General features: G+C 65.1%; 26 protein-coding genes. 9 read left to right on the top strand and 17 right to left on the bottom strand.

The window, feature by feature from the left end; all coding sequences use genetic code 11:
- Positions 1-10 precede the first annotated feature (10 nt).
- From fabG to gmk, 6 genes are all read left to right on the top strand, one after another.
- Positions 11-748, top strand: coding sequence for a 3-oxoacyl-[acyl-carrier-protein] reductase (fabG, locus tag CT676_RS21075; RefSeq protein ID WP_028147729.1), 738 nt, complete (start codon positions 11-13; stop codon positions 746-748).
- 307 nt (positions 749-1,055) lie between these two features.
- Positions 1,056-1,295: an acyl carrier protein gene (locus CT676_RS21080; RefSeq protein WP_008130699.1), complete on the top strand. Its 240-nt coding sequence runs from the start codon at positions 1,056-1,058 to the stop codon at positions 1,293-1,295.
- A 108-nt stretch (positions 1,296-1,403) separates the two neighbouring features.
- Positions 1,404-2,669, top strand: a complete 1,266-nt coding sequence (gene fabF / locus CT676_RS21085) for a beta-ketoacyl-ACP synthase II (RefSeq protein ID WP_135215283.1) — start codon at positions 1,404-1,406, stop codon at positions 2,667-2,669.
- A 125-nt stretch (positions 2,670-2,794) separates the two neighbouring features.
- Positions 2,795-4,072 (top strand): endolytic transglycosylase MltG, encoded by a 1,278-nt coding sequence (gene mltG / locus CT676_RS21090; RefSeq protein WP_135215284.1) that lies wholly within the window; start codon positions 2,795-2,797, stop codon positions 4,070-4,072.
- Positions 4,073-4,188: 116 nt separating this feature from the next.
- A complete protein-coding gene (locus tag CT676_RS21095) occupies positions 4,189-5,076 on the top strand; it encodes a YicC/YloC family endoribonuclease (protein ID WP_063983695.1) in 888 nt (295 codons plus the stop codon).
- 3 nt (positions 5,077-5,079) lie between these two features.
- Complete coding sequence (gene gmk, locus CT676_RS21100) at positions 5,080-5,739, top strand: guanylate kinase (RefSeq protein ID WP_063983694.1); 660 nt, start codon at positions 5,080-5,082, stop codon at positions 5,737-5,739.
- Here gmk and CT676_RS21105 read toward each other — a convergent pair.
- The 17 genes from CT676_RS21105 to lptF form a co-directional block, all read right to left on the bottom strand.
- A complete protein-coding gene (locus tag CT676_RS21105) occupies positions 5,672-6,919 on the bottom strand; it encodes a hypothetical protein (protein ID WP_135215285.1) in 1,248 nt (415 codons plus the stop codon). The two genes, gmk and CT676_RS21105, sit on opposite strands and share 68 nt — an antisense overlap.
- Before the next feature lie 151 nt (positions 6,920-7,070).
- Complete coding sequence (locus CT676_RS21110; protein WP_071914655.1) at positions 7,071-7,583, bottom strand: hypothetical protein; 513 nt, start codon at positions 7,581-7,583, stop codon at positions 7,071-7,073.
- A gap of 28 nt (positions 7,584-7,611) precedes the next feature.
- A complete protein-coding gene (locus CT676_RS21115; protein WP_135215286.1) occupies positions 7,612-8,958 on the bottom strand; it encodes a caspase family protein in 1,347 nt (448 codons plus the stop codon).
- A 189-nt stretch (positions 8,959-9,147) separates the two neighbouring features.
- Positions 9,148-9,366 carry a hypothetical protein gene (locus CT676_RS21120; RefSeq protein WP_071914651.1) on the bottom strand — a complete coding sequence of 73 codons (219 nt, stop codon included), beginning with the start codon at positions 9,364-9,366 and terminating at the stop codon, positions 9,148-9,150.
- Between the two features lie 60 nt (positions 9,367-9,426).
- Positions 9,427-9,603, bottom strand: coding sequence for a hypothetical protein (locus tag CT676_RS44130; RefSeq protein WP_167768105.1), 177 nt, complete (start codon positions 9,601-9,603; stop codon positions 9,427-9,429).
- 36 nt (positions 9,604-9,639) lie between these two features.
- Positions 9,640-9,831, bottom strand: coding sequence for a hypothetical protein (locus CT676_RS21125; protein WP_063983688.1), 192 nt, complete (start codon positions 9,829-9,831; stop codon positions 9,640-9,642).
- Positions 9,832-9,937: 106 nt separating this feature from the next.
- Positions 9,938-10,153 (bottom strand): hypothetical protein, encoded by a 216-nt coding sequence (locus tag CT676_RS21130; protein ID WP_063983687.1) that lies wholly within the window; start codon positions 10,151-10,153, stop codon positions 9,938-9,940.
- Between the two features lie 48 nt (positions 10,154-10,201).
- On the bottom strand, positions 10,202-10,912 hold the full coding sequence (locus CT676_RS21135; protein ID WP_071914649.1) for a Crp/Fnr family transcriptional regulator: 711 nt from the start codon (positions 10,910-10,912) through the stop codon (positions 10,202-10,204).
- 242 nt (positions 10,913-11,154) lie between these two features.
- Complete coding sequence (locus CT676_RS21140) at positions 11,155-11,391, bottom strand: hypothetical protein (protein WP_028157550.1); 237 nt, start codon at positions 11,389-11,391, stop codon at positions 11,155-11,157.
- A gap of 72 nt (positions 11,392-11,463) precedes the next feature.
- On the bottom strand, positions 11,464-11,625 hold the full coding sequence (locus CT676_RS21145) for a Flp family type IVb pilin (protein WP_028147743.1): 162 nt from the start codon (positions 11,623-11,625) through the stop codon (positions 11,464-11,466).
- A 168-nt stretch (positions 11,626-11,793) separates the two neighbouring features.
- Entirely contained in the window at positions 11,794-12,852 is a 1,059-nt protein-coding gene (locus tag CT676_RS21150) for an alcohol dehydrogenase (RefSeq protein WP_135215287.1), read from the bottom strand.
- A 22-nt stretch (positions 12,853-12,874) separates the two neighbouring features.
- A complete protein-coding gene (rsmA, locus tag CT676_RS21155) occupies positions 12,875-13,732 on the bottom strand; it encodes a 16S rRNA (adenine(1518)-N(6)/adenine(1519)-N(6))-dimethyltransferase RsmA (protein ID WP_135215288.1) in 858 nt (285 codons plus the stop codon).
- Positions 13,732-14,766 carry a 4-hydroxythreonine-4-phosphate dehydrogenase PdxA gene (gene pdxA, locus CT676_RS21160; RefSeq protein ID WP_135215289.1) on the bottom strand — a complete coding sequence of 345 codons (1,035 nt, stop codon included), beginning with the start codon at positions 14,764-14,766 and terminating at the stop codon, positions 13,732-13,734. The genes rsmA and pdxA overlap by 1 nt, the downstream gene beginning before the upstream one ends.
- Positions 14,766-15,701, bottom strand: coding sequence for a SurA N-terminal domain-containing protein (locus CT676_RS21165; RefSeq protein WP_071914642.1), 936 nt, complete (start codon positions 15,699-15,701; stop codon positions 14,766-14,768). Before CT676_RS21165 ends, pdxA begins: the two co-directional genes overlap by 1 nt.
- A 68-nt stretch (positions 15,702-15,769) precedes the next feature.
- Entirely contained in the window at positions 15,770-18,256 is a 2,487-nt protein-coding gene (locus tag CT676_RS21170) for an LPS-assembly protein LptD (RefSeq protein WP_166352767.1), read from the bottom strand.
- Positions 18,256-19,353 carry an LPS export ABC transporter permease LptG gene (gene lptG, locus CT676_RS21175; protein ID WP_028147749.1) on the bottom strand — a complete coding sequence of 366 codons (1,098 nt, stop codon included), beginning with the start codon at positions 19,351-19,353 and terminating at the stop codon, positions 18,256-18,258. Before lptG ends, CT676_RS21170 begins: the two co-directional genes overlap by 1 nt.
- On the bottom strand, positions 19,350-20,519 hold the full coding sequence (lptF, locus tag CT676_RS21180; RefSeq protein WP_135215292.1) for an LPS export ABC transporter permease LptF: 1,170 nt from the start codon (positions 20,517-20,519) through the stop codon (positions 19,350-19,352). Before lptF ends, lptG begins: the two co-directional genes overlap by 4 nt.
- Positions 20,520-20,860: 341 nt before the next feature.
- On the opposite strand from lptF, the gene CT676_RS21185 reads away from it, so the two are divergent.
- The 3 genes from CT676_RS21185 to CT676_RS21195 all read left to right on the top strand — a co-directional run bounded on the left by CT676_RS21185 (position 20,861) and on the right by CT676_RS21195 (position 23,474).
- A complete protein-coding gene (locus CT676_RS21185; RefSeq protein WP_135215293.1) occupies positions 20,861-22,360 on the top strand; it encodes a leucyl aminopeptidase in 1,500 nt (499 codons plus the stop codon).
- A gap of 6 nt (positions 22,361-22,366) precedes the next feature.
- Positions 22,367-22,819, top strand: coding sequence for a DNA polymerase III subunit chi (locus CT676_RS21190; protein WP_135215294.1), 453 nt, complete (start codon positions 22,367-22,369; stop codon positions 22,817-22,819).
- 166 nt (positions 22,820-22,985) lie between these two features.
- Complete coding sequence (locus tag CT676_RS21195; RefSeq protein ID WP_028147753.1) at positions 22,986-23,474, top strand: hypothetical protein; 489 nt, start codon at positions 22,986-22,988, stop codon at positions 23,472-23,474.
- Positions 23,475-23,883 lie beyond the last annotated feature (409 nt).

Below are 23,883 nucleotides of genomic sequence, written 5' to 3' on the forward strand. Positions count from 1 at the left end.
GAGTTTTTCAATGTTCGATCTGACTGGCAAAAAGGCGCTCGTCACCGGCGCGACCGGCGGCATCGGCGGCGCGATCGCGCAGGCGCTGCACGCGCAGGGTGCTACCGTTGCGATCTCCGGAACGCGCAAGGAAGTGCTGGATGAGCTCGCCGGCAAGCTCGGCGAGCGTACCCACGTGCTGCCCTGCAATCTCTCCAAGGCCGACGAGGTCGAGGCGCTGGTGCCCGCCGCGGAAGCCGCGATGGGGCAGGTCGACATTCTCGTCGCCAATGCCGGCATCACCCGCGACAATCTCTTCGTCCAGCTCCGTGACGAGGACTGGGAGGAGGTCATCAACATCAATCTGACCTCGACCTTCCGCCTGGCGCGCGCCGCGACCAAGCTGATGATGCGCAAGCGCTTCGGCCGTATCATTGCCATCACGTCGATCGTCGGCGTCACCGGCAATCCCGGGCAGGGCAACTACACGGCATCGAAGGCCGGCCTGATCGGCATGATCAAGACGCTCGGTGCCGAATACGCCAAGCGCGGCGTGACCGCGAACTGCATCGCGCCGGGCTTCATCAAGACGCCGATGACCGATGCGCTCAACGACAAGCAGCGCGAGACGATTCTGGCCAAGGTTCCGGCTGCCCGCCTGGGGACGCCGGAGGACATCGCAGCCGCCGCCGTCTACCTGAGTTCGAACGAAGCGGCCTACGTCACGGGACAAACCATCCACGTCAACGGCGGCATGGCCATGATCTGACGTCTCCTTCCGCACTGCCCACATGGGCGGTGCGGGATGCGGCAAACGGCCGTTTCCGGTGCGAAATGAGGCTTGTAGTCAAGGCAGTTGAAGTATGATAACCGGACGCTCAACGGATGGGCAAAGAACGCCATTGCAGGTTTTTGAAACCCTGTATATTGGCGATGCGGAGCCTTGGCCGTCTCGCCGGGCCTGCATCGGTTAAGATGGGGCCAATCAAAGTTCGTAAGCGAAGGCAGTCAACGACCACGACGGCTCGTATCGTCCCGGGGGGTCGGGTCTACAGGGAACAACACGAGGTTATGCAATGAGTGACATTGGCGAGCGGGTTAAGAAGATCGTGGTCGAACACCTTGGTGTTGAACCCGAGAAGGTTGTCGACGCTGCGAGCTTCATCGACGACCTCGGCGCCGACAGTCTGGACACCGTCGAGCTGGTGATGGCGTTCGAAGAAGAATTCGGTTGCGAGATTCCGGACGACGCCGCGGAGACGATTCTCACCGTCGGCGACGCCACGAAGTTTCTCGAGAAGAACGCGAAGAGCTAAGGCTCTTCATTTTCGCGGGGACAACATTGAAACCGGACGGGCCGCTGACCAGCGGTCAGCCGGTTTCTTGTTATTGGCCGTGAATCTTTCGATGCGGAGTTTTCGAATATGAGGCGGGTTGTCGTCACTGGTCTCGGCATGGTGTCGCCGCTCGGCTGCGGCGTCGAACCGACCTGGAAACGCATCCTCAACGGCGAAAGCGGCGCACGCAGGATCGAGAGCTTCGATGTCTCCGATCTTCAGACCAAATACGCCTGCACCGTCGTGCGCGGCGACGGCACGAACGATACTTTCAATCCCGATACCTGGATGGAGCCGAAGGACCAGCGCAAGGTCGACGACTTCATCATCTTCGGCATGGCCGCAGCCGGCCAGGCGCTCGATGATGCCAACTGGCATCCCGAGACCGAAGAGGACAAGTGTGCGACCGGCACCATGATCGGTTCCGGCATCGGCGGCCTCACCGGCATTGCCGAAACCGCGATCCTCCTGAAGGAGCGCGGACCGCGCCGGGTGTCGCCGTTCTTCATTCCGGGCCGCCTCATCAATCTTGCCTCCGGCTACGTCTCGATCGCGCACGGCCTGAAGGGGCCCAACCATTCGGTGGTCACGGCCTGTTCGACCGGTGCACATGCGGTCGGCGACGCCGCCCGTCTGATTGCGCTGGGCGATGCCGACGTCATGGTTGCCGGCGGCGCCGAGTCGCCGATCAGCCGGATCGGCATTGCCGGCTTCAATGCCGCGCGCGCGCTCTCGACCGGCTTCAACGAAACGCCCGAGAAGGCATCGCGCCCCTACGACAAGGACCGCGACGGCTTCGTGATGGGCGAGGGCGCCGGCGTCCTCGTCCTGGAAGAACTCGAGCACGCTCAGCGTCGCAGCGCCAAGATCTACGCCGAGGTGATCGGCTACGGTCTTTCGGGCGATGCCTATCACATCACCTCGCCGTCGCCCGATGGCGATGGCGGCTTCCGCAGCATGGCGGCAGCGCTCAAGCGCGCCGGCCTCACGGCATCCGATCTCGACTACATCAACGCCCACGGCACCTCGACACCGCTCGGCGACGAGATCGAGCTCGGTGCGGTCGAGCGGCTGCTCGGCAACGCCGCTTCCAAGGTCGCGATGTCCTCGACCAAATCCTCGACCGGCCATCTCCTTGGTGCCGCCGGCGCGATCGAGGCGATCTTCGCCATTCTCGCGATTCGCGATAATGTCGTGCCGCCGACCATCAATCTGGACAATCCGTCGGTGGAGACTGCGATCGATCTCGTGCCGCACATTGCGAAGCAGCGCGAGGTCAACGTCGCGTTGTCGAATTCTTTTGGTTTTGGCGGTACCAACGCGTCGGTGATCTTCCGCCGCCTGGTTCATTAGTTTGCGTTTGAAACGAATCCACCGTTTTGCCGTATTCAGCGATAGTCATACCCCGTGGGCGCGTGCATTGGCTCGACAAGCGATTGTCTGGCCGCGATTGAACCGGCAGGATTCAGGTTGCTTCGATGAGTGAAAGGCCGCCCATTTCGCCCCGGAGTCCGCGGGCAGCGCTGGAGCCCGAGCAGGTTCCGCCGCCGCCGAGGCGATCGGACCGGGCGCGCAATCCCTTCGTGATCGTCGGCAACGCCATCATCACCCTTCTGCTGATCGCCATGCTCGGCGCCGGCGGCGTCTACTATTACGGCCGGCAATTGCTCGAGGCGCCGGGGCCGCTGAAGGAAGACAAGATCGTCAACATCCCGCAGCGGGCCGGTAAGCGCGACATCGCCGAGACGTTGAACCGGGAAGGCGTGGCCGACGTCAATCCGTGGGTGTTCATCGCCAGCGTCGCCGCGCTGAAGGCGAGCTCGGACCTGAAGCCGGGTGAGTATTCGTTCCAGAAGAACGCCTCCTTGCGCGACGTCATCGCCACCATCGTCGAGGGCAAGGTGGTGCAGCATTCCGTCACGATCCCGGAAGGCCTGACCTCCGAGCAGATCGTGGCGCGGCTGTCCGACAACGACATCTTCACCGGCAGCGTCCGCGAGTTGCCGCGTGAAGGCACGCTGCTGCCAGAGACCTACAAGTTCCCGCGCGGGACCCCGCGCGATCAGGTGATCCAGCGCATGCAACAGGCGCACAAGCGCGTGCTGGCCGAGATCTGGGAGCGCCGCAGCCAGGACATTCCGGTGAAATCGCCGGAGCAACTGGTGACGCTGGCCTCGATCGTCGAGAAGGAGACCGGCAAGCCGGACGAGCGCAGCCGTGTCGCTGCCGTATTCGCCAACCGGCTCAAGCAGAAAATCAAGCTGCAGTCCGATCCGACCATCATCTACGGCCTGGTCGGCGGCAAGGGTACGCTCGGCCGTCCGATCAAGCGCAGCGAGATCACGCAGCCTTCGCCCTACAACACCTATGTGATCGAGGGACTGCCGCCCGGCCCGATCTCCAACCCCGGCCGCGCCTCGCTGGAAGCCACCGCCAACCCGGCCCGCACCCGCGACCTCTATTTCGTCGCCGACGGCACCGGCGGGCATGCCTTCACCGAAACCTACGACGCGCACCAGAAGAACGTCGCCAAGCTCCGCGCGATGGAGAAGCAGATCCAGAACGACACGGTCGAGCCGGCCGAGGATGCGCAGCCGCCGGCGGCCGCCGCGCCCGGCGCGGCCGCGGATCCGCCGACCGCGACCACGCCGGCGCGGCCCAATCAGCAGAAAAAGCCGCCAGCCGCTCGCCCCGCCAATCCCGCGCCCGCCCGCCAGGGCGCGGTGCAGCCGTCGCCGCCGGTGGTCCAGCGCTAGGTTCGCGCAGATCTGCCTGCGGGACTTTGCGGATTCCACTTTCCCGCAAAATAGTCTTAAGATTCGCGTGGCCTGATGGGCCTCGCGAATCCTGAGTTTCCGGAGAAATTGACCTGATGGCGCTGTCGTCCATGACCGGCTTTGCCCGAAGCCACGGCGCTAGCGGGCCGTATACGTTCGAATGGGAATTGAAGTCGGTCAACGCCAAGGGCTTTGACCTCAGGGTGCGGTTGCCGCAGGGGTTCGACGAGCTTGAGGCCCACGCCAAGAAGCGCGCCGGCGAGCTTTTGTCGCGCGGGACCGTCTACGCCAATCTCAACGTCAAGCGCGCCAACGCCGCAGCTTCCGTCCGCGTCAACGAGGACGTGCTCAATGCCGTCCTGAAGGCGGCCGCGATGATCGCCGGCAAGGTCGATGCGGTCGCGCCGAGCGTCGACGGCCTGCTCGCCATCAAGGGCGTCGTCGAGGTTGCCGAGCCCGAGGGTGACGAGGAGGAGGACAAGGCCGCGCGTGCCGCCGCCGCGGAGGCCTTCGACAAGGCGCTCGCCGATCTCGTCGAGATGCGCAAGCGCGAGGGCACGTCGCTCGGGCAGATCCTGACCCAGCGGGTCGACGAGGTCGAAGTGCTGGCGAGGAAGGCGGAAGCTGCGCCGGGCCGCAAGCCCGAGGCGATCAAGGCGAGGCTCGCCGAGCAGATCGCGACCCTGCTCGACACCTCCGACCGGTTCGATTCCGACCGCCTGATGCAGGAGGCGATCCTGATCGCCACCAGGGCCGACATCCGCGAGGAGCTCGACCGCATCGCCTCGCACATCGCGCAGGCGCGCGAGCTGATTGGCAAGGGCGGCCCAATCGGCCGCAAGCTCGACTTCCTGGCGCAGGAGTTTCACCGCGAGGTCAACACCTGCTGCTCGAAGTCGAACGACATCGAGCTGACCAATACGGGCCTGGCCATGAAGAACGTGGTCGAGCAATTCCGCGAACAGGTCCAGAATCTGGAGTGATCGATGACGACGGGCGGTCACGGAACTGACGGTGTCGAGCGGCGTGGATTGATGTTCGTGCTGTCCTCGCCGTCGGGCGCGGGCAAGACGACGCTGTCGCGTCTGCTGATCGACCGCATGCCCGGCCTGCGGATGTCGGTCTCCGCGACCACGCGGGCGATGCGGCCGGGCGAGGTCGACGGCCGCGACTACCTGTTCGTCGACAAGGCCAGGTTCGGCGCGATGGTGAAGGGCGACGAGTTGCTGGAATGGGCGACGGTGTTCGACAACAGCTACGGCACGCCGCGTGCGCCGGTCGAGGCGGCGCTGTCGGCCGGGCAGGACGTGCTGTTCGACATCGATTGGCAGGGCACGCAGCAGCTCCGCGAGAAGGCGCGCGCGGACGTCGTTAGCGTGTTCATTTTACCGCCCTCGGCCGCCGATCTCGAGAAGCGGCTGCATTCGCGCGCGCAGGATTCCGACGAGGTGATCCGCAAGCGCATGAGCCGCGCCAGCCACGAGATGAGCCACTGGGCCGAGTACGACTACATCGTCATCAACCACGCGGTCGACGAGGCGTTTGCCGAAGTGCAGTCGATCCTGAAGGCCGAGCGCCTCAAGCGCGAGCGGCGGACTGGCCTCGTTGGTTTCGTACGAGGTTTGCAAGGCCAGCTTCAAGGTTAGGCTTCGCGAGGCGCGGTCCTTCCTGCGCCAGCCGTTCCAGCATCGCCGTGATCACGTCGACGTCGACGGCGTCCTCGATCTGCACGTCGTCATCGCGATCGGCCGCCCCCTTGTCATTGATGTCGTTGGCCGCGAGCCGGGGGGCCGATGCCTCGATCTCGAACTCTCCGTTGAACATGTTGGCCTCGTCGAGCTCTGCGACCTCGTTGCGGGCTTGGGGCGCCCGCTGATCGACGGCATCGATCGCGTGATCGATCGCCTTGAGCTGCGCGGCCTTGGGCTGCGCGGCTTCGCGCTGGGCAGCTTGGGGACGCGCGGCCGCCTGGGGACGGGCGGCATCGAAATCCACCGGGCGCGGCTGCTGCGCGCGCGGCGCGGCAGTCGGCATCGCCTCGAGCCAGGGTGCGCGGCCGTCGTCGTGCGGCTCCCGATTGTCCCAATTGACGCGACGATCCTGGACGCGGACGCGTCGTCCGCCTGCGAAGCGATAGATGATGCTGGCGAGGAGGCCGGCGAGCGCCAGCGCGCCACCGATCACGAGCAGCAGCGTCTGGAGCGAGCCGGTCGCTTTATCGGTGGTGGCATCTGCCGCGGCAAGCGCGACCGGGGCGGGGGATTTTGACGGCTTCGCGCTCGGCGGTGCGGGCGAGGCGACAGGAGCGGGCGCAGCCTGCGGTGCGGGCGACGGAGCCGCGGCGGAGGCATCGGGCCAGCGCGTGGCGACCGGGGGCTGCTGCGCGTTGCTGTCGGCGGAGGGAGTGGCAGCTTGTTGCATCGGCGCCGGTTTCGCTGGTGCGGGCGCATTCGGCGGCGTCGGCGCGGTATTGCCCTGCGGCGTCAGATATTCGGCGCGTGCGTCCTGCACTGGGTGCTGCTGCTGCGGCGCTGCTGAATCTGCCGTCGGTGCATCGGGCGCAGCCTGCGCGGTCTGCACGGCCTTGGCGCTGTCCTTGCTGCCTTCGGCGCGCAGATACCAGCATTGCCGCTTGCTCCCGCGCTCCAGGCGATAGTACCAATGCTGCCCCTGCGGCGCGACGCCCTTTGGCGAGGCGAGGCAGTCGCTGGCGGCATTTGCCGAGCTCGTTGCCTCCGGCGCATTCTGCGACACGGCGGCCAGTGGTGCGCCGGCGATGATGCTGCCGACAAGCGCAGATATGAACTTCGCGGTGCGGTTGCCCATCCTGGTCTCCCGATTACGCATAACGCAACTCTTTACCTTCCCTTTGTCATCAAAGACTTGGGTGGCAATGAGCCGCAAATCCGGAGAGGATGTGGCTTGAATCGGGCCTGCGCGGCGTTCGTTCCGCCGCGAATTCAGGCGTTTTCGAGGGCTATTGCTTCGCCGAACTCCAGGTTCCGCCGCAGCCGTCGGAGCGTCGCCACGTTCCGGAACCACTGCGGCCCGCGAGCCGGCCCGTGCTGGTAAAGGTCACGCCCTGGCCCTGGCCGAACGTGCTGACCGAGCCGCCCGGGCTGACGGTTCCGCGAACGCCTTCGCCGATGATTTTGCCCGAGCTCACGACGACAGCGCCGCTCGTGCTGCCGCCGCAACCAATGCTGACGACCGCCCAGGCACCGTCGAAACCACCGCCGCCACCTCCACCGCCACCTCCGCTTCGCCGAGGCGACGAGCGTTCCTCGGTCGCCGGCTTGCTCCGGCGTGAGGGCGCCGCCGGTTCGGCCGAGCGGCCTGAAGAAGTATCCTGGCGCGAGCCGGACAACGACTTTTCGTCGTTGCCGATTGAGCCGCCGGCGCTGCCAGACTGCGCGAAGGCGGACGACGAGGCGAGGGCGAGGTTGAGGAGGGACGCAAGGGTGATCGTACGGACAACGGCATTGGGCATGAGGAAACAATCCGAAATGAAAAAGGTATCAGCGGCCGGAGCCGTCGGCGCAGACGGATCCGATAATGCGGCAAGCTTTGCCAGCCTTGCCGCATTCGTCAAGCGCGGCATCCCTGGCGTGCGGGATGCTGTCGCGCTGGACCAGCGACCAGGACTTGTCTGATATCGCGAACGCGCAGCAGCGGTTGCCGTAGAAGGAGAGCTCGATCGGACATTTGGCACCGGCGCAATTGCCGCGCGCATCCGCCACCGCCGCGCGCCGCGAGGCGTGGTTCCACGATATGCCCCATTTGCTGCTGCCGGGCCCGTACACGATCGAGCCCCACGGCTTCAGATCCTCCATCTTGCGCATCCGCAGCAGCAGGCCTTCGGTTGCCTCGCCCGTCGGCGCCATCGAGATCCTCTGCTGGAGCTTGGTGATCGCACGGGTCAGTCCATCGGGCGTGTCAGGATCGAAATTGAGCTCGTAGAGCCGCTCGCTCAATTCGCTCAGCAGTGCGGCATCGCGCAGCGGCACGCGATCGGGATCGGCGCGCAGCCGATCCGCCGGCAGCGGATCGGGTTGCATCGCCGCGACCTGCGGCGGCGGGCTTTGCGTCGGCGGTACGAAATAGAAGGTGCCGTCGATCGGCGAGGATGACACCCAGGGCTGCTGCGCGCCTGACGTGGCGCGCTTCACGGCGAGGCCGACCTGGTTGAAGGTCTGGAACACGTCGAGGCCCGCGGTCCGGACCGTCGCCGCCAGCGCCTTGGTGTAGGGGCTGTGGCCGTCGCTGCCGTCCTGCGCGACGTTGCCGGGCTGCGTCGCGTAGGAGATCAGCGTGCCCTCCGGCGCGCGCATCTGCGCAAGGCCGCCGTCGGAGGATCGCAGGCCGCGCGAGCCAAACGGGTTGTTGCGGCAGGCGTCGAGGATCACGAGGTTGAGGCGCGTGCCCGATCCCTGCATCTGCCGCAGCACGAGGTTGACGTCGGTCATCTGGAAATCGACATCGGCCTCGCGCGTCGGATTGGCGCCGACAGGCACGAGATAGTTGGAGCCGGCGACCTGCACGCCGTGACCGGCATAATAGAACAGCGCGACGTCGGCGCCCTGGACCTGCCGGCCAAAGCTCTGCACCGCGATGTCCATCGCGCCCTTGTCGAGATCGAGCTGGGCGCGCCCGCCGACCAGTGTGAAGCCGAGCGCGGCAAGCGTCTCCGACATCAGGCTCGCGTCCTTGGACGGGTTGTCGAGCGGTGTGATGTTCTTGTAGGCGGAGTTGCCGACGACCAGCGCAATGCGCTTCTCGGCCGAGGCCGGCGCCGCCCCGGCGATAAGCAGGGCTGCGGCCAGCGCCGCCAGCCCCACGACGCGATTGAAAATCCTCGCGCGCATGAAAACCCCCAAAGCGAAAACTCTTCAAGGCAATGACGCCAATCTACCAGCCCGGCGCCCCGGCGAAAAGCGGTGCGACATTCTGTGCAGGGCAATCGCATGGGAGCGTTACAGGCCGTCATGCCCGGGCTTGTCCCGGGCATCCACCCCGGGCCACGCACGCCGGAATGATGAGGGATGGATCGGTGTTTACTTCCAGACCGCCAGCGTCAGCGCTAGACACCCCAGCGCAGTGCCGATCAGCCCCACCATCGCGTAGGACTGCGCGAACACGCCGGTCTGGATGAAGACCTGACAGGCGATGGCGATGCAGATCGCGGCCAGCAGCAGGCAGGCGCAGCCGACGATGGTCGACAGATAGCGCATCGCGGTTGCGACGGGCCCTGCGGGTGATGCGGGATCGTTCATGCGGGGATACAACGGCGCGGCCGGCGGCGGTTACTCCGCCGCGGCGTGCACGCAAGAGCATCAGTCGCGGGCGCAGCAATCGACAAGTGCGCGCCAGATGCGCTGAACTTCGATGGTTCGCTGCAGCTCAAGGACGTGTTTCTCGCGTGCATGAGAGGATTTTTCCTCCAATCGTGATTCACGTGGTGCGATCCAGCGCTCGGATATCGGATCGTACCATTTGCCGATATTGACCAAGTTCGTGTCTCCTCTCTTCGATCCCCCTGGTCCTGACTATCCCATGCGCCTGTTCGTGGTGTTCTGGGTGATGTTGCCGTGCTCGGCCTGTTCGCGAATGTTCTGCTTCTCGTCGTCGCGATGGCCCTTGGTGGTGTCGAGCGGAATTGACGGCGTGCTGCCGGGACCCTTGTGGCTCTGGTTCTCCGCGGGAACAGGCTTGACCGTTTTCGTCAGCGGCTTCGTCATGGGCTTTGACTCCGTCGTTGCCTCACGAGATGCCAACGCATGGGACATTCGCGGCGTTCCAATTGGTGGTCTGATGTGATCGGTGCGGAGGCGACGGGAAGGGCTGTCAGCGAAACCGCCGTGTCACCATTGCAAGCACGAAGACAGGCTCGCTTCCGTCAAACACGCTGAGCGTCCAGCTGTCGCCGGGGCGCAGCGCATGCTCTACGTCGCGGGAGAGGCGGACGGCCTCGCGCCAGGCGGCATCGTCGTCGAGGAGCGTTTCACCGGTCGTGTCGGTGTGAGGTTGCTGGCCCTCGAAATGAAAGAAGTACCGCGCCATGTCGGGCAATGCAGGCCACGCGAATATGTTCCGGCTGCGTGGATCGTTCTAGCCCGCCGCGCGTCCCAGCACTTCGCGAAAGTGCTTCTTCACCGCACCGTTGCAGGTGCAGGCGCTTGTCTCGAGCGCTGGCGCATCGAGGATCAGGATGGCGCCGCGGCGGGTCGCGAGGATGCGCCTGGCCTTGAACGTCTGGATGACGCGGCTGGCATAGCTGCGGGAGACGCCGAGCATGCCGGCGAGCTGCTCATGGGTGAGGCGGATTTCGTCGCTGCCGATATGCTCTCGGGCCGCGATGATCCATTTCGCCGCGCGTTGTTCGATCGAATGCGCCGCGTTGCAGGCCGCTGTCTGGAGCAGCTGTGCGAACTGGCAGGCTGCGTAGCGCGAAAAGATCTCATGCATGCTGGGCGATCGCTGCTGCGCCTGCTCGAGCGCGCGCAGCGGCAGGCGGACCAGCGTGCCGCCGACCTTCACGACGACGCGGGAAAAGGCCGGGGACGGGCTGCGGCCTGCGGAAAGACCGACCCCGCCCTCGCGGCCCACCAGGAGACTTTCGACCTCGCGGTCATCCTCAACCGGCACCGCGAACGACACGAACGCAGGGCCGCAGGGGAAGTGGACCACGGAGATGCCGTCGCCGGCGTGATGCAGAACGTGGTTCGCGGCGACCTCGACCGATTGCAGGTGCGGCGCGAGCAGCTCGAAATCCTGGGCGCTGAGCGTTCGCAACAGATCGTTCCTGGGCCGGCCGGTCACTCTTCTTGTCTCTGGGCTCTTCGTTGGCCGGGAATCGGCGTCTCCAGGAAAAACCCTACGTTTCCGCGCAGGAACCGACAGTTCCAAAGTGAACACAAGTGTTTGCGGGAAACCGAAAAGTTCGCAGCAGCGAGGCGTCGCGCCGTCCAGCGTTGCCCGCAGGACACGCTGCGAACTTTGTTCTCATCCGGAGAACTACGGAATTTCCAAATGAGCCAGCGCTTGTGGGGCGCCGCGGGCTCTTATCCGAGACGGATCTGGCGTTCGGCCAAGAGGCGGCTTTGGGCCACCTGCTTGCGGTAGGCGCCGATCGCCTTGTTGGCGAGCATCAACTGCCGCCGCTCACCGGTCCTGAGCTGCGCTTCGATGGCATCCAGAATGGTGTTCGCGGTCTCGTCCGGAGGTCCGAGCTCGCCGCTCTGCTCCAGGAAACTCCAGGCGATGAAGAATGCGCTTTCGACGGTGCAACGAATGGACATGCGCTGCCAACGCCGTGTGGCCGCAGCCGTTCCGCGCGGCGACGTGCCTTCAGCGCGCGGGCTGGATTCTCGCTACTTCAGCGAGGTGCTGATCGAGCCGAACTTCAACTTCAACGACGAGCCGAGATTGTTGACCACGGCGATGATCGCGAGCGCGATGCCGGCTGCGATCAGGCCGTACTCGATCGCAGTGGCGCCGGTTTCATCGGCCAGGAAGCGGCGGATGGTCTGTATGGCCTCACCAGAATTCCAAAGAGAAAGCTGGCGAGGACTTTAGTTCGCGACGTGCCGGTTCCCCTGTTTGGAACCGGGGCTTGCGTCAATTCCGGGTTAATTCGGCGGAGGAAAACGCGGCGGCGAGATCTCATCTCGCCGCCAAGCCTGCCTGGATTTTCCTGCGCGTCAGTTCTTCAGCACAATGCGGCCGACGACCTTGCCGGCGCGCAACTCGTCGATCCATTTCTGGACGTCGCCCATCGGCTCCTCGCGCATCGGCGTCGGCTTGATCTTGCCGGCGCGGGCGAGCGCCATCAGCTCCTGGGCTTCCGCGAGCGTGCCGACCATGAAGCCCTCGACGGTCAGGCGCTTGTAGACCCATTGCACCATCGGCAGGGTGAACTGGCCGCCCATCAGGCCGGAGACGACGACCTTGCCGCCGCGCGCGGCGACCGCCACGGCAAAGGCCATCGACTTCTCATTGCCGGCGAAATCGACCACCTCGTCGAAGCCGCCCTCGGTTTCCTTCAGGATGCGCTTGATCACGTCGGGCTCGGACGGATCGTAGGCGACGGCTGCGCCGTTCTTCAGCGCGGTCTCACGTGCGGCCGGCGAGAGATCGGCCACCGTGATCGGCTGCTTGAACATCGCCTGCGCGAACGACAGGCCCATCATGCCGACGCCACCGAGACCGATCAGCAGCAGATTGCGCTGGCGCGGGCGGTCGACCAGGCGCTTGAGCGCGCCGTAGGCGGTCACGCCGGAGCACATCAGGGTCGCGGCCTGGTTGACGGGCAGGGGATCGTAGTCGAGCAGGTACTTTGCGTCGGGCACCAGCACGTGGGTGGCGAAGCCGCCGTCGATGGAGACGCCGAGGAAGCGCTGTTTCGCGCAAAGGTTCTCGTCGCCATTGGCGCAGTCGCGGCACTGGCCGCAGCCGATCCACGGGAACACCGCCTTCTTGGCTCCGACAAGGTTCGCCGGCACGTCCGAGCCGACTTCGTCGACCACGCCCGCGATCTCGTGGCCGAGCGTGAAGGGCAGCGTCATGCCGCGCGTGGTGTCGAGCTTCTTGCCGCCGCCGAGATCGGCATAGCCGTCCTGGATGTGCAGGTCGGAATGGCAGAGGCCGCAGCGCTCGATGCGCACCAGCACCTCGCGGCCTTTCGGCTTCGGCGTGTCGACGATGGTCTCGCACAAGGGCGCATCGAACTTGACCAGGGACTGCCGACGCATCAACGCCATATTCCTTCCTCCGAAATTCCTGTTATCCAGCTTGCTTTCGTATATCCGCCAATTCACGTGCCATGGCAACAAAGCCTGATATCGGAATGGTCTCGGCACGGCGCGTCGCATCGACACCTGCGGCGGCGGCAAGGCGAGCGGGATCCGCTTGAAGCGATTTCAGGCTTTGTCGCAGCATTTTTCGGCGCTGCCCGAAAGCGGCGGCTGCGACCTGTTCGAGCAGCTTGCGATCGCAAGGCAGGGGCTCTGCGCGCGGCACCAGCCGCACGACGGAGGAGGTGACCTTCGGCGGCGGCACGAAGGCCGACGGCGAAATGTCGAACAGGATCTTCGTCTCGCAGCGCCAGTTGGCGAGCACGCCGAGGCGGCCATAGGCCTCCTCGTCCTCGCGCGCCACGATGCGCTCACCGACCTCGCGCTGGAACATCAGGACCATCATGTCGTACCAGGGCGGCCAGGGGTCGGTCGTGAGCCAGCCGATCAGGAGCTGGGTCGCGATGTTGTAAGGCAGGTTCGCGACGATCTTTGCTCTTTCGCCATTGAGCAGCGGACGCGGGTCGAAGGTCATGGCATCGCCATGCACGATCTCGAGCCGGCCGGGATAGTGCGCGGAAATGTCCTCCAACGCAGGGATCGCGCGCTCGTCATGCTCGATGGCGATGACGCGTTTGGCGCCGAGCGCGAGCAACGCGCGCGTCAACCCGCCCGGGCCGGGACCGATCTCGACGATCGTGGAGTCCTCGAGCGGCGCGGCGGCACGCGCGATGCGCGCGGTGAGATTGAGGTCGAGCAGGAAGTTCTGCCCCAGCGATTTGCGTGCCGACAGTGCGTGCTGGCGAATGACCTCGCGAAGCGGCGGGAGGTCGTCGATCGCGCTCATCAGCTTTGCGCAGCCGCCATGCGGCTTGCGAGCTTGAGCGCGGCGATCAGGCTTGCCGGATTGGCCTTGGCCGTGCCGGCGATGTCGAAGGCGGTGCCGTGATCGGGCGAGGTGCGAATGAAGGGCAGGCCGAGCGTGACATTGACCGCGTCGTAGAAGGCGACCGTCTTGATCGGGATCAGCGCCTGGTCGTGGTACATGCAGACGGCGCAGTCATAGGTGCTGCGTGCGGCCTCGTGGAACATAGTGTCGGCAGGGAGCGGTCCCTTCGCCTCGATGCCGTCGCTACGCAACGCTTTGAGCGCTGGTGCAATCACGGTCTGCTCCTCGTGGCCGAGCGAGCCGTCCTCTCCGGCATGCGGGTTGAGGCCGGAGATCGCGATGCGCGGCCTTTCGATGCCGAAGCGGGATTTCAGCTCGGTCGCGACGATGCGCACGGTCGAGACAATGAGCTCGCTGGTGAGCTGGGCCAGCGCATCGCGCAAGGAGACGTGGATGGTCACGGGCACCACGGCGAGCCGCGGCGACCACAGCATCATCACCGGCTGCGGCACGCGGCCGTTCTTTGCGGCGAGCTCGGCGAGGTATTCGGTGTGGCCGGGATGGCGGAAGCCTGAGCGGTAGAGCACGCTCTTGGCGATCGGGTTGGTGACGACGGCGCCGGCGCGGCCTTCACGGACGTCGGCGACCGCTTGCCGGATCGAAGCGAGCGCGGCCGGCGCGCTCGCTTCATCGGGCTTGCCGGGCTCGGCTGTTGCACTCTCGCCCGTTGCGACCACGGGCAGGGCCTCGGTGAACGCGGCTGCGGCCTCGCCGGCGCTTACCGAGGCAATCCGGATATCGGCGCCGAGGGCCTTGGCGCGGCGAGCGACGAAGGCCTCGTCGCCGAGCAGATAGAAGGCGGGCAGGTTCAGTTCGCGGCGTCTGAGCCAGGCTGCGATCGTGATGTCGGGGCCGATGCCGGCGGGCTCTCCCAGGGTCAGGGCGAGGGGCTTCGAAGGCTTGATGGAAGGTTCTAAGGCGAAGTTGGCCATCAGCGGTTGCGATATTCGATCATCGCCGCTTTCCGGAGATCATCGAGATAGGCCTTCTGGGTCTTCTCGTATTTCTCCGAATACATCTTCTCGCGGACCTCGCGCTTTTTCGGCGTGTCGATCATGGTCGGCTTGCGCGAGCACAGCACGACCATCTCGATGCCCGCCTTGGTGACCTCCGGCGCGGTCAGGTGGCCGATCTGGGTGTCGTCGAGCACCTTGCGAAGCGCGTCGGGCAGTTCCGCGGTGGTCTTGGTGACGGTGTCGCGGATGGTGGCGTTCGGCGTTGAGCGGAACAGCGAATTGGCTTCCTCGCAGCTTCCGACACGCGAGCGATAGGTCTCGGCTTCCTTCTGCCGCGTCTCCAGGAACGCCGGGGACGAGCCGCGCGGCACGATCAGCACGATCGGCTGCATCTTGTACTCGGTGCCCTCGATCTGGAGCTTGTCGCCGGTCTGGGCCTGCACGGCCTGCGCGACGTCGCGCTCGCCGACCATCAGCTTCTCCTTGAAGCGGCCGCGTACGAGGCTGGTCCAGACCATCTCGGCCTTCATGCGGCCCTTCAGCGTCTCGGGGCGGACGCCCTTGACCTCGAGCGACTTGGTGAGCTGATCCGGCGTGATGCGCATGCGCTGCGCCATGCCCTCGTAGGACTGGTTGATGTCGGAGATGCCGGGGTCGACGCCGTATTTCTTGCCTTCCTTGAGCTTCACCTTGTCGTCGATCAGCTCGTTGATGACCTCCTGCCGGCTCGGGGTCTTCTGGGTCGTCAGCTGGTCGAGCTTGGAGCGCTGCTCGATGTCGAAATCGGTGATCGGGTCGCCGTTGACCATCACGACGATGTTCTGCGCGCGCGACGGCGCGGGTAGGCCGGTTAGGATCAACCCGGCACCGATGGCGAGGAGGAGGCGAAAAACAGGCAATTGGGTCGTCATGATTATCGCTCGCATGTCAGCCGGGATGAGCTCGCTCTCGGGAGAGCCCGGCCGTCATTTCAGACGGTTCATTGGTAGCCGGCGGACGAGCTGGACCCCGTCGAGGTCGCCAGCGTGCGCAGGCCGATCTGGAACATGAACGCGTGGTTCAGTACGGGCGGCGCCGTGCCCGCAGAGTAACTATACGAAGTTACATAGTTCACGCCGAGCACGAAGCAATCGTCGACATAGCCCGCTCCGAGCACATACTGGTTGATCTTGTTGGCCTCGAGGTCCCAGCGCGCCGAGCCGGTCACCACCCAATTGGCCGCGACCTTGATCGAGCCCGAGGTCAGGATGCCCTCGCGCCGCGTCAGATAGCCGAGCTCCGGCTGCTCGGCGTAATTGCCGTACATCATGCTGACCGACCAGCGATTGAAGTTGGCGCGGCCTTCCGCCTCGAAGCGCTGCACGTTCCAGGTCTGCTCGTCCATGCGGGAGCGGACGCTGAACGTGTAGGTGCTGTTGGGTGAGTAGCTGGCGCTCGCCACGTAATCCGAGCGCGGCTTGTCGAGGCCGGAATCAAGGCCGGTGTTGATGGTGTCCTGGACCGTGTAGGAGTTCAGGCCGAACAGCTGGTAGGACTGGCCGAACAGCACCTTGACGGCGCCGCCCTTGTCGAACTGCGTGGTGGACTGCACACCGACATTGGCGCGGCCGCCGCCCTCGACGCGGTCGTAACCGGAGAACTTGTCGACGCTGAACAGGTTCGAGGTGTCGAACACCATGCTCTGGGCGTCCTCGTTCGGGAACTTGCCGGCATAGGGCTCGTTCGGCCGGATGATGACCTGCGCGATCGGCTCGATGGTGGTCGAGCCCCAGGGCTGAACGTTGATGAAGGGATAGCGGTATTCGAGGCCGACGGTCGGCATCAGGCGGAACGCCTGGGTGTCGCCGACCGGCAGGTAGTTCGACACGCCCGGCTGGTTGGAGATCGAGGCGTTGATCGCGTCGGCGCGGAGGCTGGCGAACGGTGTCCAGATCTCGCCGAACGGGTCGGTGTAGGACTTGCGCCACTGCGCTTCCGCCGTGAGGCGGGTGTAGGTGCCGGGGACGCCGCGCAGCAAGCACTGCGACGGCGTGCGCGCGAGCGGATCGGCCGACGTCGTCGTGCACAGGCTGGCGGTATTGGCGAGCGTGGTGATCGGATCGAACACCGCCGTGTCACGCGACAGGTTGGTGAAGTTGGTCTTGTAGCTGAACTCGCCGCCGAACACCGGATAGTTGAGCACGTTCGAATAGTCGATCACGGGATAGACGATCGGCACCTGGCTCTGGTTGCCCGAGTAGCTCAGCCAGTACATCGTGCGCGCATCGAAGAAGCTGCGATTGCCGACGCCGGTCAGATAGAGCTGCGACAAGGCGTCGGTCGGCAGATACAGGAACGAGCCCAGCGGATCGCGGTATTGCGACAAGCGGTAGTCCGAGAAGAAGTAGTAGTCGGACATGACGACGCCGTCCCAGCCCCAGACCCACTTGTCGTTCAGCGCGAACTGACCCTTGGTGTCGACGGCGCCGCGGAACTGGCGGTCGCCGGGCTGGCCGGCGAGTGCGCCGGGGTCGAGTTGGTCGATGCCGTAGACTCGGATCTGGTAGGCGCCGTCCATCAGGCGCTGGCGGTACTCGGCCTGGAACAGCACGCCCTGCCTGGAGGTGATGCGCGGGCTGAAGGTCATGTCCATATCGGGCGCGATCGCCCAGTAGAACGGAACTTCGACGCCGTAGCCGAACGGCGTGTTCGACGTGAAGCCCGGCATCAGGAAGCCGGTCTTGCGCTTCACGGTCGGGTCGGGCGTCGAGAAATAGGGCATGTAGGCGATCGGCACGCCGAAGAATTCGAGCTGTGCCGTCTCGAAATACAGCATCTTCTCCTGCTGGTCGTGGATGATGCGCGCACCCTTGACCTGCCACAGCGGCGGCTTCTTCGGATCGTCCTTACACGGCGCGCAGGCCGTGTAGACGCCGTTCTCGAACACCGTGTAGTTGCCGCTGGAGCGGTCGGCGCGGCTCGCGGCCATGCGGGTCTGGTCGGCGGTGTCCACGCGCAGCGAATCGACGAAACCGTCGCGGTAGTCGTCGGAGAGATCCAGGATCTCGGCATAGGTGATCTTGCCGTCGGCATCCGTCATGCGGACGTTGCCTTCGGCATGCAGCCGCTTGGTCTTCTGGTCGTAGATGACCTTGTCGGCCTCGACGCTGGTGCCGTTGTAGAACAGCTGGACGTTACCGACCGCGGAGACGCGCGAATTGTTGTAGTCGTAGTCGACCTCGGTCGCCTGAACCAGCATCTGGTTGTCGTTGGCGACCTTCGGCGGCTTCGCACGCGGCGGCAGCGGATTGTAGGTGAAGCTCTGAGCGGAGGCCGGCGTCACGGCCGCAACGTCCATCAGCCCGCCGAGCGACGCCACGGCGGCGACAGCCAGCAGGAGCCTGCGAATGGACAAGCCGTATCCGTTCGCGCGCACCACAGTACGCTGCGTCAAACGAGACACGAGCCCTCGATGGACGGCAGTCACTAACCGTCCTCCTGATACAACAAGGCCAAAAAGCCGGTGAGGCCGCCCACCACCGCGGGCAACCACGCCGCAGCGATCGGATGCATCAACTCAGCCTTGCTCAAGTCTTCAGTCACTTTCGACAAAACGTAGAGCAGAAAGCCTGCGCCCACGCCACTCAAAACCATCTTCTGCACGCCGCCCATCCGGAAGAAACGCAACGACACGGAAGCCGCCAGCATCACCATGGCGGCCAGCAAAAACGGCTGTGCCAGGAGCTTGTGATACTGGAGTCGATAGCCGGCTGTCGCGAAGCCCGAGCTCTCCGAGGAGCGGATGTAGCTCGGTAGTTGCCAAAAGGACACAGTCTCGGGTGTGGAAAAGCTGTTGCGGATCTGGGCTTCGGTCAGCGTCGTCGGAATCTCCAACGTCGCCTGGTCGATCGGCGGCGAATCCAGCGAGAAGCGGCGCACCGATTTGAACAGCCAGTGACCGGACTCCAGCGCCGCCTCGCGCGCCTCGATCCGCTCCTTGAAATGCCAGTCCGTATCGAATCGGAACAGGGTCAGGCCAGTCAACCGGACGCCCTGCTGTTCGCTGCGCGCCGCGTTGATGATGACCTGGCCGTCATTGGTGACCTGGTTGAGCCAGAAGCCGGAGGCGTCCTGGACGCCGCCGCCGGGGGCCGAGCCGAACAGCTCGGCTTCCATGCGCTTGGACAGCTCGCGCAGGTTCGCCGACATCGGATTGTAGGCGACGGTGGCGATCACCCCGATCAGGAGCGCGCTGCCGAGAGCCGGCGAGATGAATTGCCACGCGGAGATTCCGGCGGCGCGCGCGACCACGAGCTCGAGCCGGCGGGAGAGGGCGAGATAGCAGGTCATGGCGCCGATCAGCATGCAGAACGGCGTCAGCTTCTCGAGCAATTGCGGGACCCGGAACAGCGAGGTCTCGGCCACCATGATCGCGGAGGCGGATGCGAGCCCTGAGGTCTTGCGCACCATCTCGATGTAGTCGACCAGCACCAGCAGCAGGAAGATGCCCGCGAACACGCCGAGCGCCGCGACGACGAAGCGTCCGGCGAAATAGCGCCCGAGTGTGTTGGTGAGCATGCTCATGCGGCGGCCGGCCGTCTGAACAGCCGCGCGATGCGCGCGTTCGACCTGTTGATGGCCTCCATGAGGCGGGGCGGCGGCTCGACCACGATGCCGCCGATGATCAACCACAGCCCGACGCCGATGGCGCCAAGGACCATCGCGTACTGGAACAGCACCGGGCCAGGCGATTTCACCGCCATCACCGAGCAGGCGAATCCTGCCATGCGCAGGCCGAACACGGCGATCACCGAGCCGCCGATCGAGAAGTTGCGGCTTTGGCGCGTGGTGCGCGGCGCGCCGAGGAAGGCGAAGGTCAGCACGGCAAAGGCGAAGGGATAGATCGGCGCCAGCAGGCTGTCGTGCAGAGCCGAGCGGAACTGGCCGGGAATCTGCTTGTAGACCGGATCGTCCTCGGACGGGGAGAACAGCTCCCAGAGATAGCGCTCGCGGATGCCGAGGGTGACGTCGTGACCCTGGCCCGAGAATTTCGACATGTCGAAGCCGTAGCGGCCGAACGCCACCAGCGCGGGATCGCGCTTGCCGGCCTCGAAGCGCTGCAGATTGCCGTCCTTGAGCACCAGGAACGAGCCGTTGTCGTTCTTCACGACCTCGCCATGCTCGGCGACGATCGAGACGCGCTCGTTGGGATCGCGGCGATCGTCGATGAAGATCCCGGCGAGGATGCCACCGGGCTGGCGTTCGCGGATCCGGATCGTCAGGTTCTTGTCGAGCTGGGCGAAGCGGCCGGGCTGGAGGATGTTGGTGAGCACGTCGGCGGTGATCTCGGCGTCCCACTGCTTGATCCGCCGCATGCCGTCGGGGGCGAGATAGGCCGCGATGAAGGCGACCAGCAGCGCCACGACACAGGTGGCGTAGAAGAACGGATAGAACAGCCGGAACGGCGAGAAGCCGGCGGCATTCATCACGATGATCTCGGAATCGGTCGCGAGCTTGTTCAGCGTGTGCGAGATCGCGATCATCAGCGCGATCGGCGAGATGATCAGGACCAGTGCCGGCACGACGAGGCTGGTGATGCCGAGGAAGGTCAGGATGGTCTGACCCTGGCTCGTCATCAGGTCGATGCCGCGCAACGCCTGCGTAATCCAGATCACGCCGGTGAGGCTGACCAGGACCAGCGCAAACGACGCCAGCGTCGTGCGGAAGATATACCTATCGATTGACCCCATGCGCTACCGCACGAATCCCCACCAGCGCCCCAATGCAGGCCGGAAGTCCGGCTGCCCAACCAATCCCCGATCAGGGGATCCCCAAGGTCGGCCAACCACCTCTACCACCGGCTTACTCTCTCACTACCATCCCTTTGATCCATCAACAAAATGGCTGCCCCGTGGCGCCGTCAATATATGGTTAATATTTCCCTCGTTGTGGCCCGGCGGCCACGGGGGTGCTTGGCAGCCACCGCGCCAGTGGCCCATAGTGGGGAAAGTCCAGTGAATCGTCGTTCAGCTCCGGCCCGTGGCCGGGTCCGCCCAGCGACGAAAAGCCCGATGTTTTGAAGGAGTTACCCATGTCCGATGCCATCAAGGTCGGCTTTGTCCCGCTGTCTGCTGCCGCCCGTGGCATTCTGGTCGTGTTCTGCGACGACACTCTGAAGCTCGGTCCGGCGACGGCCAAGGCACTCGGCGGCGCCACTGAGCTGGTCAAGCGGGCGGCCTCCGCCGCCGGCTTCAAGGGCAAAAGCGGCGCCGCGCTGGACGTCCTGGCACCGGAGGGGCTGAAGGCCTCCCGTCTGGTCGTGATCGGCGCCGGCAAGGCGGCGAGCCTGAAGGCGAACGACTTCCTCAAATTCGGCGGCGTGGCGGCGAGCAAGCTTTCGGCCGCGGCCGCTGCCATGACCATCATCGCGGAACTTCCTGATGGCGCCATGACCAGCGAGCACGCGGTTGCGATCGCCTCGGGCCTGCGGCTGCGCGCCTACAAGTTCGATCGCTACAAGACGAAAAAGAAAGACGGCGAGGAGGGCGGCTTGCGCGCCGACGTCTCGCTTGCGGTCGGCGATGCCACCGCGGCGAAGAAGGCGTTTGCCTCGGCCGGCCATGTCGTCGACGGCGTGATCATCGCGCGCGACCTCGTCAACGAGCCGCCGAACGTGCTTTTCCCCGAGGAGTTCGCGCGCCGCGCGGGGCTGCTCCGCAAGCTCGGCGTCAAGGTCGAGGTGCTCGACGTCAAGGCGATGGACAAGCTCGGCATGGGCGCGCTGCTCGGTGTCGGCCAGGGCTCGTCGCGGCCGAGCCGCACCGTGATCATGCGCTGGGACGGCGGCAAGAAGGGCGAGGCACCGGTCGCCTTTGTCGGCAAGGGCGTTTGCTTCGACACCGGCGGCATTTCGATCAAGCCGGCCGGCAGCATGGAGGACATGAAGGGCGACATGGGCGGTGCCGCCTGCGTCGTCGGCCTGATGCACGCGCTCGCCGCGCGCAAGGCCAAGGCCAACGTCGTCGGCGCTATCGGCCTCGTCGAGAACATGCCCGACGGCAATGCGCAGCGGCCGGGCGACATCGTCACCTCGATGTCGGGCCAGACCATCGAGATCATCAACACCGACGCCGAAGGCCGCCTCGTGCTCGCCGACGTGCTCTGGTACTTGGCCAAAAAGACCAAGCCGAAATTCATGGTGGATCTGGCGACGCTGACCGGCGCGATCATGGTCGCGCTCGGCACCGAGCATGCCGGCATGTTCTCCAACAATGACGAGCTCGCCGACCGTCTGCTCGCGGCCGGCATCGAGAGCGGGGAGAAGGTCTGGCGCATGCCGCTTGGCCCCGAATACGACAAGCTGATCGATTCCCAGTTCGCCGACATGAAGAACACCGGCGGCCGCCATGGCGGCTCGATCACCGCGGCGCAGTTCCTCCAGCGCTTCGTCGACGGCACGCCCTGGGCGCATCTCGACATCGCCGGCACCGCGATGGGCGCGCCGAAGACCGATATCAACCAGAGTTGGGGAAGCGGCTACGGTGTGCGTTTGCTCGACCGTCTGGTCGCCGACCACTACGAGCGCAAATGATCTGAGATGACCGAAGTCCTTTTCTACCATCTGCAAAACATGACGGTGGAGAACGTGTTGCCGCCGCTTCTCGAGAAATCGCTCGAGCGCGGCTGGCGCGTCGTGGTGCAGTCGACCTCGCCGGAGCGCGCCGACGCGCTCGACGCGTATCTATGGACCTATCGCGACGATTCCTTCCTGCCGCACGCGACATGGCGCGTGAACGATGCCGCCGATCAGCCGATCGTGCTGGCGATCGAGGAGGACAATCCCAACGGCGCCAATGTCCGCTTTCTGGTCGACAACGCCGCGCTGCCGCAGGACGCGCAGGGCTATGAGCGCATGGTGCTGCTGTTCAACGGCGACGATCCTGACGCGCTGGCGTTTGCCCGGAGCGCCTGGACGGATTGCAAGGCGCGGGGATTTGATGTCACCTATTGGCAGGCCGACGAACGGGGCCGTTGGCAGCGCCGGAATTAGCGGTCGTTCGCAATTAATGATAATTTGCACTTTTCGGGCGATGCTGGATTTTGTCACCTTCGTGCCGCAAAGTGATGTTGGGACAATCGCTTAGGGCCGGTCCTTCATGCGGGGAATTTAATTTATCGTGCGACATCAAAAGCTTCCCAGCTCGCTCATAGTTGCGTTGGCTGCCGTAGCACCGCTGCTCGCGGGCTGCTCGGGGACCGACCTGTTGTCCAAGGATGCCCAGTGGTTCAACACGCCGAGCCGCCTGTTCATCAAGAGCATCTCAATCGAATCGCCGCCGTTGACCCCCGACAAGCCCGTGACGGCCGAGGATCTGGTCAGCGCCGACGGCGCCTGTCCCGGCATGACGCCGCCCCCCGGGCCGGCTGACGCCAATGCTTCGACGACGGCGCCGGCGCCCATGGGCGGCACGGTCGCGCTCGGTCACACCGAATGCGACGTGGTGCGCGGCATCGGGGCGCCCTCGACCGTCAATCTCTCCAGTGATGCCGCCGGCCGGCGCGTTGCCGTGGTGACCTGGAGCACAGGTCCGCGCGCGGGCATCTACACCTTCACGTCCGGCCGTCTGTCCTCGATCGAGGGTACGCCGGAAGCGCCTGTCATGCCGAAGGCGACCAAGCCGAAGCCGAAGAAGAAGTCGGCGTAAGGCGAACTCTCGCGTCCCGGACGCGCTGCAGCGCCATCAGCGCGTCCACGCGCGTCTTCGACGCGCTATGGGCTGCTGCGCAGAGCCGGGACCAGGTCTCTCTCGATCAAGTCTCTCTCGATCAAGTCTCTCTCGATCCAGTCTTTCTCGATCATGAGCCCCGGCTCAGCAGCGCACCACTATCGTGCTGCGCTGTGTCCGGCGCACGAGAGCACTGATCGAATTCGCCATCTCATCAAAACGAATGCGTCGTCGCTTCGAGCTGTGGCTTCTGCGCGCGCATCAATGCGTTGGTGGGATTCGCGCGCGCCTTCGAAAGTCACGCTGCCGTTATACGTGATCGGCAATTCGTGATGTGAGAGCGTTTGCATCCGCTGTCGAAACCAGCCCGGAGGAAAACTGGAGGAAA

The sequence above is a fragment of the Bradyrhizobium sp. MOS001 genome (assembly GCF_004634465.1).
In the GTDB taxonomy this organism is placed as follows: domain Bacteria; phylum Pseudomonadota; class Alphaproteobacteria; order Rhizobiales; family Xanthobacteraceae; genus Bradyrhizobium; species Bradyrhizobium barranii.